This window comes from Mobiluncus sp., from assembly GCF_985070215.1.
The window spans coordinates 25,954-39,671 of the sequence record NZ_CFKZQR010000003.1; the positions used below are offsets into that span (position 1 = coordinate 25,954).

A 13,718-nucleotide genomic window follows, 5' to 3' on the forward strand; every position below is an offset into this window, starting at 1 on the left:
GGTAACCATGTCAGCGGAAGTATCCAACAAGACAAGCGGAAAAATTAAGAAAAAGCAGGACAGCCAGCTACGCCTGGGACTGCTCTTGGCGACTCCTGCCTTGATTTACATCATCGTATTCATGGCGTTTCCGCTTTTCTACAATTTTTTCCTGAGTCTCACAGAAGCTAACGGTGCGAACCTAATTTCCAGAACATTTACGTTCAATAATTTTAAGAACTACTCAACAGTTCTTAATGATCACGGATTCTGGAACGGTCTGGTTCTATCGTTAATTTTCACCATTGCATGCTTGATAACTCAATACGTCATAGGGTTTGCCTTGGCGTTATTTTTCAGGAGACCATTTCCAGGCAACGGCGTCATGCGAGCCTTGCTACTTGTCGGCTGGATACTTCCGCCAGTGGTTACTGGCACCATATTTAAGTGGATATTTGACTCAGATTACGGAATTTTAAATTACCTCCTTATAAATATGGGAGTAATTGACGAAGGCATCAAATGGCTAACAGTAGGTCCAACCGCACTTTTAGCAATCATTATTGCAAATCTGTGGGTCGGAATCCCCTTTAATCTTTTACTGTTGCTTTCCGGACTTCATACTATTGACGATTCACTTTATGAAGCTGCCCATGTCGATGGGGCAAATCCGTGGCAACAGTTCTGGAAGATTACCTTCCCTCTGATGAAACCGGTCTCGATTTCTGTCTTATTGCTTGGAGTAATTAACACCTACAAAGTCTTTGACCTGATTTATACCATGACCAAAGGCGGCCCGGTAGACGCCACCACTACCCTGCCCGTCTACACCTATCTGGAGACATACAAGCTCTTCCAGTTCGGTAACGGCGCTGCAGCGTCAGTTCTTACCTTAATACTGCCTTTGGTTCTTTCCTGGTTCTATGTACGTTCCCTAAACGAGGAGGATTTACGATGAATAATGTTCGTTTATCCAGTCAGAGCAAAACAACTATTTTCAAATCTGTGATTGGGTGGCTTATAATTATCATCTACCTCTTCCCTGTTTATTGGATGATAAATACTTCATTCAAAACAGGTAAGGAAATGTTTGCTAACCCACCCACGCTTATTCCGCAAGACTTTTACCTCGGTTCTTACAAAGCTGTTTTCACAGGAAATTACGGCACATGGAACGCGCTGCTTAATTCGATAATCATTTCAGTTTCGGTGCTCTTGCTTACCCTGGTTATCGCTATTCCATCATCTTACGCTGTTGCGAGATTACGGACTCGCACTACTACCTCAATGATGGTTATGTTAACAGTAGTACAATTACTGCCAGCTATCGCCATATCAATTCCTATGTTCGTAATGTTCCGACAAGTCGGTTTGGTAAACACATACGTATCGGTCATTTTGGCGGATATTTCCGTAACTTTACCTTTTGCTGTCATTTTGCTAAGACCGTACTTTAAACAGTTCCCTTATGAAGTAGAAGAAGCGGCGCAGCTGGATGGTTTGAATACTTTACAGACTATCATTAGAATCGTCATGCCAACGATTAAACCCGGAATCGTCATGATTGGATCCTTCTCTTTCCTTATGGCTTGGGGAGAATTTACCTTTGCGTTGACCTTAACCACAAATCAAAATATTCAACCACTCACTGTGGCTTTGAACCGGATTATTGGTCAGTACGGAACCAACTGGAACGATCTAATGGCGGTAGCAACAGTCATAGCGTTGCCTGTGTTGCTGATCTTTATATTCCTGCAGCGCTACATCGTAGCGGGTCTGGCCGGAGGTGCCACAAAGGGATAAAACTGCGTGGGTGTCCCCTACCGGGTGAATTTTCCGAACTCGGTAGGGGCATCCAGGAGCGTTCGGAACCCCCGGATGGCAGCTCCCCGCACAGTTGGCATCTCGTAAGCTGAGCTGGTAATTTGCAGGGATCTTTGCTCGTCAGCGATGGTGTGCAAATGCATCAGTCGGGTTACCTCGGCCTTGTATTCAGCAAAAAAGTTGGTCAAATCTCCGCCGATGATGATGAGAGACACATCCAAGATATTAGTTAGAGCTGCCATGGCCAGGCCTAATGCCCGGGCAGACTCGACTAAGGCAGCTTCATTCCCACGCCGGGTTTCCAATGCCTCCCGGCCTACATATCTTTCCAGGCAACCTTGCGCCCCGCATTTACATTGAATTCCGCGCGGGTCAATGGTCAGGTGTCCGATTTCCCCCACCCAGCCATGACAGCCCTGATAGAGCTGCCGGTTCTCCACAACGGCGGCGCCAACCCCGATTCCGCCTGAGATATAGGCAAATGTATCCAGTCCAGAGGGACAACCCGGGTGTTTCCACGCTTGGGCCCATGCCGCCATGTTCGCCTCGTTGTGGACTTCAATCGACTTTACCGGGAACTGAATGGAACGCTTTATCTGTTGGCACACATCAACGTTAGACCACCCCAGGTTCGGGGCATAGATGACTCTCCTGTTGTCACTGTCAACCAAGCCAGGCACTGACACCGTCACGGAAAAAATTATTGTTTTAACGGAAAGCTGGGAAACAACCCCATTCAACTCGTGGCCGACCCGGGAAAAAACCTCCTCCGGTGGTAAGGATGGAACCTCGAGTTCAAATCGTTTCCGGCACAGTTCCTGGCCTCCCAAGCCCAACCCCAGCAGGCGAATTTCGGAAACCCCAATATCCACTCCCAGTGAGACTAAATTATTGTTCCCCACCAGGACTCTGCCCGGACGACCGGGACCGCCCGTCATAACGGGCGGTAGCTCCTGAATTAACCCCAAAGCGACCAGCTGGTCAGAAAGTCGCGTTGCCGTAGCCCTGGTTATTTGCACCCGGGAAGCAATTGCGGCACGAGTGAGAGCTTCATCAGGACCGGAAGAAAGCACCTCATGGAGCACTCGTCTCAGGTTCATGGCACGCTGGGTGGAAACAGAGACGAACTCTTGCATAACGCTCCTTACGGACCCGAAATCCCCAACAGCGTTATCTTATCAAGTCACCAGCCTGTTTGGCCGCTCCTAACGCCACGTATTCTCCCGGTGGCGCCACCTCGATTTCTATACCAAGCTTAGAGGGCAGTATCTGGGTAACGGCAGGAGATTTAGCTCCTCCACCAATCAGGGTAGCTTTGTTAACCTCAACTCCGCACCCTTGGATTGCCTGCAGGGCATAATCGATAAGTCCCACCAGCCCTTCCACGGCGGCTCGGGCTAGGTGGGCTGGGTCATAGTTTCTCAGAGTCATTCCCCGGATTTCGGCAGTGGCATTAGGCAAATTCGGAGTACGTTCGCCCTGGAAATACGGAATCATCTTTAGCCCGTCCGTATCGGGAACTTGCAAGGCTAGCTGGTCAAAAGTAGACACATCTACATCCAAGAGAGCCGCAGTTTTGTCCATTACTTGAGTTCCGTTCAAAGTACAGGCCAAGGGGAGCCAATTGCCGGTGGCATCCATGAATCCTGTCACAGAGCCAGATTTATCAATAACCGGCTTATCGGAAACTACCGAAACCACACAAGAGGTTCCAATCGAAATAGCCGCTTCGCCAACTCGTAAACCTAAGCCCAAAACTGCACCCGCATTGTCCCCACAACCCGGAGCTATTTTTGTTCCCGCTCTCAGCTCAATCTCGGGAATGTCGTGAGTTACTTCCCCGCCCAATTCCTGAGGAGATACAACTTTAGGTAAGACGAGTTGACGTGCCTTGTCCTCGGGAATTCGCAAAGCATGCGCCAGCAAATCATACCGATACTCACCGGTGTGAGTATCTAAATATGCAGTACCGGAAGCATCTGAGCGATCAGTGAACAGTGAATGGATATCTGCACTGCCTTGTATTCTCCAAGATAACCAATCATGAGGTAGGCAAACCGCGGCAACACGCGACCAGGATTGTGGTTCATGATCAACTAGCCACCTCAACTTCGTAATAGTCAATGAGGCTACAGGGGCACAACCACAGGATTCAACCCAGAAATCTAATCCTTTTTCCTCCACAAGTTGTTTAGCGGCAGCAGCTGAACGGGTATCGTTCCACAGTAACGCATCACGCACGACAGTCCCGTTTTGATCTAAAGCGACCAAACCGTGCTGTTGAGCTCCCACGCTAACAGCTTCCACATCAGCCAGTCCCCCAGCTTGTTTAGCCGCAGAGATAAAGGCTTCCCACCAATGCTCCGGATTGACTGAAGTTCCTTCCGGATGTGGCGCACTTCCCTGTCGAAGAATCTGTTGACTCTCAGTGTCCCAAACCAACACCTTGGTGGATTGAGTGGAGGAGTCCACACCAGCTACAACGGCCATTTTCTGCTCCTAAAGCCCGCACATCTATGAAAATGATTCGCACATGGGGGTGAGACGACGAGTCGAATTCGACTAGTCCCTACCCTACGAGGTGACGCATGGCTTGTTGGTACAACTCCACGAAGTGATATTCACGCTGAGCGGCCTGCTCCGGGTCAACGGTAGGACTGTTCATGAACTCCGCGTAGGTTTCGCCCTCATTCATGGTAGGTTCGCCCAGTTCGAACACTGAAGCCGCTTCCATGAGTTCCTTGGTCAGCGGATCAGCCCGGAAAGCTAACGCTTTGTCTTTCAGCATCAGATACATTTCCATATTGGCCGCCGCGGAAGCCCAAACCCCTTCGAATCCCTCAGTACGCGAGGGCTTATAGTCGAAGTGAATCGGGCCATCGTAGCGGTTCCCGCCGCCGGGGAACCCATTGACCAGCAGGTCCACTGTAAAGAAAGCTGAGGCCAAGTCTCCATGACCGAAGCATTTATCCTGGTCGTACTTCAGCCCCGATTGACCGTTCAAGTCGATGTGGAAAAGTTTCCCGGCGTTCAGCGCTTGAGCCAGAGCGTGGTTGTAGTTCAGGTTTGCCATCTGTTCGTGGCCTGTTTCCGGGTTCAAGCCTACGATGTCCCCATTGTCAAGCTGGGCAATTAGCGCCAAAGCGTGACCAACCGAGGGCAGGAAGATGTCACCACGAGGTTCATTTGGCTTGGGTTCCAGCCCGATGCGCAAGTTGTAACCTTTTTCTTTGATGTAGCCAGCAACAGCGTCTAGACCTTCCTTATACCGTTCAAAGGCGGCGTTAAGATCCTTGGAGGAATCGTACTCAGCACCTTCGCGACCTCCCCACATGACGAAAGTCGAGGCGCCCATTTCCGCAGCCAAGTCAACGTTTTTCAGAATTTTCTTGAGGCCGAAACGACGAATCTCCCGGTCGTTGTTCGTCAACCCGCCATCTTTAAAGATGGGGTGGGTAAACGTATTGGTTGTCACCATTTCGATAACTAAACCAGACTGGTCGCAAGCCTCTTTGAACTTTTTAATGATGGATTGGCGCTCAGATTCCGAAGCTGAAAAATTGAACACGTCATTGTCATGGAAAGTCACTCCCCAGGCTCCAAGTTCAGCAAGTTTCTGGGCGTATTCCCAAGGATCTAAGGCTTCCCGGGTTGCCACACCGAATGGGTCAACCCCCTGCCAGCCCACTGTCCAAATCCCGAAAGAGAACTTATCTTCTTTACACGGCTTACGCATGATCTGTGCTCCTTTACACTCGCGGCGTTCATTACCAGCGATTCTATGCTTTATTCCCCGCTGATATGACAGCCTTCCAAAAACCTATTTTGTTTAGTCTTAAAACTAACACGCTGGTTCTAGAGAGTCAAGGGTTTTACTAATCTTTCACGTCCCGAAAACTAAGGTTCCCCCGGGGTGCCCCATGTGCCGCGCCGCACCCACACTTTTGCGCGTTGACCCAATCACCAGGAACCTAAGAAACGCAGAGCATCGCCGCAAGACTCTAATCGTAAAAGATTTGCTCCACTACCCCGCGGGCCAAGCGCGCGGTGCGCATCCAGTCGTCGGTCAGGTCCTGGTGAGCGCCCTCCGCATAACCCAGCAGCGCCGCCACGGATTACTCTTGTAAAAGTTGACGCAAGGCTCTCATCGGAATGGACGCACTGATGAGCAGGTACACCGCGAAGCCGGCAACAGCGACCCCTGCGGGTATCAAACTGACCAGTGTAGTGGTATTACCAGAGGAATCTTCGCTCCACATTGATCCGAGCAACACCATGACAACGGCTGCCATGCACAGTATTCCCGCGCCAATCAGTTTGGTGACATAGGTTTGATGGAATTTTTCTCGGCGTTGTTTAGCCATGCCATCCACCCCGTATGCCGTCTCCTACGTGTCATTTTCCAGATATTCGAATGGTTTAACTCGCATTCCATAGGCAGTGAGCGCAGCCACGCCGGTTCCTACCAGTATCACCATTCCCACCATACCAATGCTTAAGCTTAAGTTTTCCGAAAGTCTCACTCCCGGAAAATCAATGAGGAATGCAAACAGCACCAGAAAGGCAGCCCCAAAAATGCACAGCGCGATTCCCCAGGCGGCAAGTTTGGAACTTTGTGTTTTCACGTCCAGCAAACCTACCGCTTCCTCCATGGAAACGACTCGTAGCCCGGAGGGAGAAGCATCACTGACGGTGGATTCCTGAACAGATGGGGTAGCATCGGACATCTCCAGTTCGTCTTTGACCAGGAAATCCGTACTCACCGAGAAGATCTTGCTCATATCCAAAATTCGTGTAATGTCCGGTATTGAGCGGGCGCTCTCCCACTTAGAAATCGCCTGCCTGCTGACACCTAACTCGGCCGCTAAGTCTTCCTGTGACCAACCGTTCTTCTTTCGTAGCTGAATGATTTTCTCTGCCATTATCATTTCTAATGCTCCTAACCTAGATTCTTTCGAGTGCCATCGCACCCTCAAATCATTGTGAGAAATTCCCCAGTTGCATTCCAGCACCTCCACCTTGAATCTAATCTATATTCCGCAACTTATGGTTGCATTTTGCAGGTAAGCGGTTGCTTAGTTCTCTTCGGAGAGTTGGCAAGGGGTTAATCGTAAAAGATTTGCTCCACGACCCCGCGGGCCAAGCGAGCGGTGCGCATCCAGTCGTCTGTCAAGTCCTGGTGAGCACCCTCTGCATAGCCCAGCAACGCCGCGGTGGTCACCAAGAGACGATCGACGGGCAGCACGTCGAGTTTTTTCCCGGTAGTCCGCCCCGAACCCAGCACATTGGCGGCGCGAATCGACATGGCCATCATCCACGCGGTACGCAGGGTTTCCGCGTCCGGGGCGGAAATCAGCCCCGCGCTTACAGCCGCGCGCAGGGCGTCTCCGGTAGACACACAACGTAACCCCGGCACGTCGCTAGCATGGCACATCTGCAATAATTGTACCGACCATTCCACATCAGATAATCCCCCGGGGCCCAGCTTGACGTGGCGTACTGCTGCCGCGGTCTTGCCCGCACCAGCGACCTGGCCTCCGCCAATTCGTTCGGCCTCCATGCGGGCTTTCAAGCGACGAATTTCTTTCAGCTCTTTCGCCTCCGGCGGGGTGTCAAACCGCACCGGATCCACTATCGCAGCAAAATCCGTGCGCAAGGCCGGCGAACCCACCACGGGACGAGCCCGCAGCAGAGCCTGACGCTCCCAAGCGCTAGCCCACCGGGCAAAATAATCCTCCAGCAACCCCAAGTCCTTGGACACCGGCCCGGAGCGACCCTCGGGACGTAAATCAGTGTCGACGCGCCAGGCCCCGGCTTGGGCTCCGTTCAAGATTGCGCTGACGGCATTAACCAGGCTCGCTGCCTCCGCCGCAGCTTGTTTGCGGATTTCTGACGCCGCGGGGTCGGTCTCTGTACCCTCTGCGGGGGATTCCGCCACCGGCGCGGTCGGCAAATACCCTGCTGCCGGATTGCCCGGCTCTCGCCAGGGACGATAGTAAAACACCACGTCGGCGTCCGAAGCATAGCCGGATTCCCCGCCACCAAACCGACCCATCCCCACGACTAGGTGGTCGGCGTAATATCCCCCGGACGCCAGGGCGCGCTTCGCGGGCGTCGCAGGCGCAACCTGCGCGGACGTTGGCTCCCCACCATCCTGGTGACTAGGCGCAGCCGGGGGCTGCTGCACGTTGAGCTTTCGCAACGCCAAATCGAGAGCCCCGGCAAGGACCACTTCGCCCACGTCAGTCAGACGCTGAGCGGTTCGCAGCGGGTCAATGCCTTGCAGCACGTCCACCATAGCCGCCCGCAACAGCTCCCGGCCCCGCACTGCCCGCAGCCGCGCGGCTTGCTTGTCCAGATCAGGTTGGCGCTCAAAAGACGCCAGGATTTCGCGCTCCAGCTCCTCGCGAGTCCGCCCGCGCAACTGCGACTCATCGTCAAGCCACTTAATGGCATCGGGATTAGCGGGCAACAACCCCGCCACCAGCGGCGAAGACGACAGCAACCGGGTCAAACTCCGGGCGGCCGTACCCGAATCACGCAGCAAACCCAGATACCAATGCGTGTCCCCCAAAGCGTCAGATACTTGCCGGAAAGCCAACAAACCGCCGTCCGGATCCACCCCATCGGCCAGCCAATCCAGCAACACCGGCAACAGCTGGCGTTGAATCGCCGCCCGCCGACTCACCCCGGTGGTCAAAGCCTCGATGTGTTCCAAGGCTCGTTTGGAATCGCGGTATCCGATGGCTTGTAGCCGGGACTGCGCAGCGGCACTATCCAAGGCCGCTACCCCCGCCGATAGTTTCGCCACGGCGGGCAGCAGCGGGCGATAATAGATTTCCTCGTGCAGCCCCCGAACCTTTTGGCGCACTTCCTGCCAAGCCTGGGTCAGCTTCTCCCCTTCAGAAAAACGGGTCACATCAATGGAACGCGCGACTCTGCGCAGCTGGGCGTCCTGGGGGAACAGGTGGGTACGGCGCATTCGGTCCAGCTGGGTGCGGTGCTCGATGACGCGCAAGAAACGGTAATAGTCCGCCATTTCTTCGCCTTGCTCGCGACCGATATAGCCTCCGGCGATGAGGGCTTGCAAAGCGTCCAGGGTCGCGCGCACCCGCAGGCTCTCATCGACCCGGCCGTGGACCAGCTGCAGCAACTGCACGGTAAACTCCACGTCACGCAGTCCCCCGGCACCGAGTTTGATTTCGCGTCCGGCTTTCTTTGGATCCAGCAGCTTTTCCACCCGCCGGCGCATAGCACGCGTATCTTCCACAAAGCCTTCGCGTTCCACCGCGGACCACACAAAAGGACGGATGGTGCTCAGGTAGCGGGCGCCGAGTTCACGGTCCCCCGCGGCCGGACGGGCTTTCAGCAGCGCCTGGAACTCCCAAGTCTTCGCCCAACGTTGGTAATAGTCCAGGTGAGACTCCAAGGTACGAACCAGGGCGCCGTCCTTGCCCTCGGGGCGCAACGCGGTGTCCAGCACCCACAGCGCCGGTTCCGGGCCGGTCGCGGAGCAATAGGAGCCGAGCGCCTGAGCGATAGCGGTGGCACGCCGGTTCGCCTCGGCGCTATCCAGGTCGGCACCGTCCCGGGCTTGTCCCACGTAGATAACATCAACATCAGAAATATAGTTCAGTTCCCGCGCCCCGGTTTTCCCCATCGCCACCACGCTGAAAGCAATCTGCCCTTCCGGGTCGTGGTCGCGGCGTGCCAGCGCCAAACCGGCCTCCAAAGCCGCATCTACCAGGTCGCTGATGCGCCGGGAGGTCGCCTGGAACTCGCCTTTAGTCGCCGCCATTCCTGCGTGAGCCAGGTCCTCAGCTGCCAGCTGTGCCAGCAACGCGTAGTAAACCCGGCGCAGTTCCAGGTCGCGAGCTTTAGGGTCAGCGACCCAGCACGGGTTTTCGTCGCTTCCCAGGTTCTTTGCTCCCACCGCGTTCAGTAGCCGTGTGAGGTAAGATTCCGGTTCGGGCTGCTGTTCCAGAGGCGCAAGGGCCGCCTGGTGGTTCACCAGGTAGCTGGCAAAGAATTCGGAGGCACCCAGGAGGCGCAGCGTGCGATTTCCGATTTGGCGGGCGCTCAGCGTCGCGGTAATGCCCGAGGGGTGGCGAGCGTCCTCAGAAAAGATTCGGTCCAGGCTCAGCAGCACCTGGTCGGGATCCGCGGTCTGGCCCAGGTTCTCGATAAGTTTCGGGATCTCAATCTGGGGGGCTGCCTGCATAATGGCGGTCAAAAGGGTCTTGGCGCGCCCGACATCTTCCACCCCGGAGGTCAACAGTGCCACCGTCTCGGAATACTCTCGAGCCATTCTTTACCCTTTCAGCACCGCAGTCCCACCACCAACTGAGGCAGGAACCTTCGGCATTGGCTAATGCAGATGCAGCAGCAAACGTTTCTCTTGTTCCGTCACCTGGTGGCGGTATTCGGTCCATTCCGCCAGCCGCGTGCGCAAAACGTAATCAAAGACTTCTTCGCCCAAGACCGCCGGCACCAACTCGGAGGCCTGCAGGTGGCGAATCGCGTCTTCCAAAGAGCGCGGCAGCGCCTCGATGCCGTAGGCTTTCCGTTCCGCGTCGCTCATCTCCCACACGTTGTCTTCGGCTTCTTCGGGCAGTTCCAGGCGCTGTTCAATCCCTTTCAGGCCCGCCTCGATAATCAAGGCAAACCCCAGATACGGATTCATCGCGGGGTCAGGAGCCCGGTACTCGACCCTGGTGTAAGTGTGCAGACCGGGCTTGTGATCTGCCACGCGAATCAGAGCGGAAGGATTATGGTGGCCCCAGCACACGAAAGCCGGCGCCTCATCTCCGCCCCACAGCCGCTTGTACGAGTTCACGTGCTGATTGACGATAGCCGAGATTTCCTTGGCGTAGTGCAACAAACCGGCGGTGAACTGACGGCCCACAATGGACAGGTGGTCAGCCGCGGCGGGATCATAGAACGCGTTTTGGTCGCCCTCCCACAGCGAAAAATGCACGTGCATCCCGTTACCGGGAAACTCAATATCCGGTTTCGGCATAAACGTCGCCAGCAGACCTTTGACTTCTGCCAGGTCCTCTACCGCTTCACGCGTGGTCACCAGATTATCTGCACAAGACAGGGCGTCAACGGAGCGCAAGTCAATTTCGTTTTGTCCGGGACCCCCCTCGTGATGGGAAAACTCGACCGAAATACCGTACTCTTCCAGCATCCGCACCGCCCACCGGCGAAACGCGTTGCCCGGACCTGCCGATACGTGATCGAAGTAACCGCCCTGGTCCACCGGGCGCAGGCGCTCCTCCAGACTGCCGGGTTGTTTGAACAGGTAAAACTCGATTTCGGGGTGTGCATAAGGCACGAATCCCAGGGATTGGGCCCGTTTCATGGTGCGTTCCAGCACGTAGCGGGGGTCAGAATGCGAGCGGGTCCCGTCCGGGTTGTACACGTCACAGAACATCCGTCCGATAGTATCCTGCGGAATATCCGCAAGCTGGGGCATAATCTGGAACGTTTGAGCATCGGGGAAAAGCAACATATCCGATTCCGCCACGCGGGTGAAGCCTTCCACGGAGGAACCGTCGAAAGCCACCCCTTCCGTAAAGGCTCGTTCCAGTTCTACCGGCGCAATCGTGACAGATTTCAATACGCCCAACACATCGGTGAACATGAGGCGCACATACTTCACGTCACGTTCCCCCACCTGGCGAATCACGTCTTCTTGGCGAGAATCCACGATTTCTCCCTTCCATTGTCCGTTCCGGCGGTTTTCCGGAGGCTCACAGTTCCTGGTCTAAAGTTTCATTCTGGCGGTGTAACGGCCCTGCTCCGTGTGGGTTATCTCAAGGTTCAGGCCGTACATGGCGCTCAAAGTCGCACTGGTCAGCACGTTTTCTAGCGGTCCCGAGGCGAATACGCGGCCCTCCTTAAGGGCCAGCGCGTGGGTAAAGCCGGGGGGAATTTCCTCTAGGTGATGAGTGACCATGACCATAACCGGGCTCTTCGGGTCACGGGCCAGTTCCGCCAACCCGCTCAGCAGCAGCTCGCGTCCGCCGAGATCCAGGGCAGCCGCCGGTTCGTCCAAAATCAGCATCTCCGGGTCAATCATGAGAGCCCGCGCCACCAAAACGCGCTGTTTTTCGCCCTGGCTCAAGGTGGCGAACTCGCGGTCTTTCAGGTCAGCCACTTCAAACATGCCCATCAAGGCTTGGGCGCGCTGCCGGTCTATCGGTTCGTAGCTCTCCCGCCAGGATGCCGTCACCCCCCAAATGGAGGACAGCACGGCCTTTTCCACGGTTTCCTGGGGAGGAATCTGCGCTGCTAGGGCTGGGGAGGCATACCCCACCCGCTGACGAATCTCGGCGATTTCGGTTTTGCCCAAGACTTCGTCTAAAACTTCGACCCGTCCGCGCGAGGGGTAAATGCGTCCCGCCAGCATATCAACCAGCGTGGTTTTTCCCGCCCCGTTTGGCCCCAACACCACCCAATGCTGTCCCAGGTGAATCTGCCAATTGAGGCCCTGCAAGATGGAGGTGTGATTGCGCCACAATTCAACGTTGTCACACCGGGCGACCAAAGTCATACTGTTCTTTCCTATCCGCGGCTGGGAGCTTTGGGTTAATTGTGACGCTGAGCGATGACTTTTTCGTACAACGCCACGGTTTTATCCCCAATGGCCTCCCAGGTGAAGTGTTCTTGGGCCCGTTTGCGACCGGCCTCGCCCATCGCCTGAGCCCGAGACGGATCTGCCAGCATATCAGTGATCCGCTTGGCCATCGCCTGCTCGAATTCCTCGGGATGCAGGGGCTTGCCGGTACCATCATTGACCTGTTCAATTGGTACCAAAAAGCCGGTTTCCCCATCGACGACCACGTCGGGAATGCCCCCGGTATCGGTGGCGACCACGGGCAAGCCGCAGGCCATCGCCTCTAGGTTCACGATTCCCAGCGGCTCGTAAATCGAAGGGGTCACAAACAGGGTAGAGCCGGTCAGCAGGGCAATCATGTGGGCACGGTCCAGCATGTCCGCAATCCACACCACTCCCGGACGTTCCTGCTGCAGGTCACGCACCAGGCTTTCGACTTCCTCCATAATCTCCGGGGTGTCGGGAGCTCCCGCGCACAAGACGATTTGGGCGTCACGAGGTACGTCGCGCAGGGCTCGCAGCAGGTAGGGCAGGCCTTTTTGACGGGTAATGCGCCCGACGAAAGCTATCGTGGGTGCCCCTTCTGTCAGTCCGTAGTCAGCCCAGACCTGGCTGCGGAATTCGGGGGTGATATTGGAGAAATCCCAGGTTACTAGGTCAATGCCGTTATGAATGACGTGGACGCGGTCAGGGTCGATAGTGGGATAGCAACGCAGAATATCGTCTTTCATGGCGCGAGACACCGCCACGATGGCGTCCGCGGCTTCGTAAGCGGTTTTTTCCGCCCAGGAGGAAATCCGGTATCCCCCGCCCAGCTGTTCAGCTTTCCACGGACGCAGCGGTTCCAAGGAATGCGCGGAAATAACGTGCGGAATGTCATACATCAGGGAAGCCCAATGCCCGCCCATATTGGCGTACCAAGTGTGGGAATGTACTACATCAGCACCTTCGGCACCAGCCACAAACTCTAAATCCACGCCCAAAGTGCGGATAGCAGCGTTCGCCTCAGCCAGTCCTTCCAGATAGTCGTACCCGGTGACCCCCTGCTCGCCGCCTTCCGTACCCGCGGTGCGCGGACCCTCAAAACAGTGCACCCTGACTTCTGCCCGCTGACGCAAAACCTTGGCAAGTTCAGTGACGTGAACCCCGGCACCCCCGTAAACTTTCGGAGGGTATTCCCGACTCATCAAATCAACACGCATGGCAACCTCGCTTCAACACAAAATGGACCCTGGAAACCCGGTTCGTAACGTCCCCGGAAAAACCCCTGGCCAGCGAACCGCAATTACACTTC

Annotated in this window: 11 protein-coding genes; 2 read left to right on the forward strand and 9 right to left on the reverse strand. The window is 55.4% G+C overall.

The window, feature by feature from the left end:
- The first annotated feature begins 7 nt into the window (after window positions 1–7).
- Window positions 8–937 carry a carbohydrate ABC transporter permease gene (locus AC5LBQ_RS01120; protein WP_295026938.1) on the forward strand — a complete coding sequence of 310 codons (930 nt, stop codon included), beginning with the start codon at window positions 8–10 and terminating at the stop codon, window positions 935–937.
- Window positions 934–1,782, forward strand: a complete 849-nt coding sequence (locus tag AC5LBQ_RS01125; protein WP_295026936.1) for a carbohydrate ABC transporter permease — start codon at window positions 934–936, stop codon at window positions 1,780–1,782. The genes AC5LBQ_RS01120 and AC5LBQ_RS01125 overlap by 4 nt, the downstream gene beginning before the upstream one ends.
- 17 nt (window positions 1,783–1,799) lie before the next feature.
- Here AC5LBQ_RS01125 and AC5LBQ_RS01130 read toward each other — a convergent pair whose 3' ends face one another.
- From AC5LBQ_RS01130 to glgA, 9 genes are all read right to left on the reverse strand, one after another.
- The gene (locus tag AC5LBQ_RS01130) at window positions 1,800–2,939 is read right to left on the reverse strand and encodes an ROK family transcriptional regulator (protein ID WP_295026934.1); all 1,140 of its coding nucleotides are present in this window, start codon (window positions 2,937–2,939) and stop codon (window positions 1,800–1,802) included.
- Window positions 2,940–2,973: 34 nt separating this feature from the next.
- A complete protein-coding gene (locus tag AC5LBQ_RS01135; protein ID WP_295026932.1) occupies window positions 2,974–4,293 on the reverse strand; it encodes a xylulokinase in 1,320 nt (439 codons plus the stop codon).
- A gap of 79 nt (window positions 4,294–4,372) precedes the next feature.
- Window positions 4,373–5,539: a xylose isomerase gene (gene xylA / locus AC5LBQ_RS01140; RefSeq protein WP_295026930.1), complete on the reverse strand. Its 1,167-nt coding sequence runs from the start codon at window positions 5,537–5,539 to the stop codon at window positions 4,373–4,375.
- 379 nt (window positions 5,540–5,918) lie between these two features.
- Window positions 5,919–6,167 carry a hypothetical protein gene (locus tag AC5LBQ_RS01145; protein WP_493264366.1) on the reverse strand — a complete coding sequence of 83 codons (249 nt, stop codon included), beginning with the start codon at window positions 6,165–6,167 and terminating at the stop codon, window positions 5,919–5,921.
- Between the two features lie 24 nt (window positions 6,168–6,191).
- Window positions 6,192–6,725, reverse strand: a complete 534-nt coding sequence (locus AC5LBQ_RS01150) for a helix-turn-helix transcriptional regulator (RefSeq protein ID WP_493264367.1) — start codon at window positions 6,723–6,725, stop codon at window positions 6,192–6,194.
- 182 nt (window positions 6,726–6,907) lie between these two features.
- Window positions 6,908–10,111: a bifunctional [glutamine synthetase] adenylyltransferase/[glutamine synthetase]-adenylyl-L-tyrosine phosphorylase gene (locus AC5LBQ_RS01155; RefSeq protein ID WP_493264368.1), complete on the reverse strand. Its 3,204-nt coding sequence runs from the start codon at window positions 10,109–10,111 to the stop codon at window positions 6,908–6,910.
- A 60-nt stretch (window positions 10,112–10,171) separates the two neighbouring features.
- Entirely contained in the window at window positions 10,172–11,515 is a 1,344-nt protein-coding gene (locus AC5LBQ_RS01160) for a glutamine synthetase family protein (RefSeq protein ID WP_493264369.1), read from the reverse strand.
- A 57-nt stretch (window positions 11,516–11,572) separates the two neighbouring features.
- Window positions 11,573–12,361, reverse strand: a complete 789-nt coding sequence (locus AC5LBQ_RS01165; RefSeq protein WP_493264370.1) for an ABC transporter ATP-binding protein — start codon at window positions 12,359–12,361, stop codon at window positions 11,573–11,575.
- 35 nt (window positions 12,362–12,396) lie between these two features.
- Complete coding sequence (gene glgA / locus AC5LBQ_RS01170; RefSeq protein WP_493264371.1) at window positions 12,397–13,626, reverse strand: glycogen synthase; 1,230 nt, start codon at window positions 13,624–13,626, stop codon at window positions 12,397–12,399.
- Window positions 13,627–13,718: the final 92 nt, after the last annotated feature.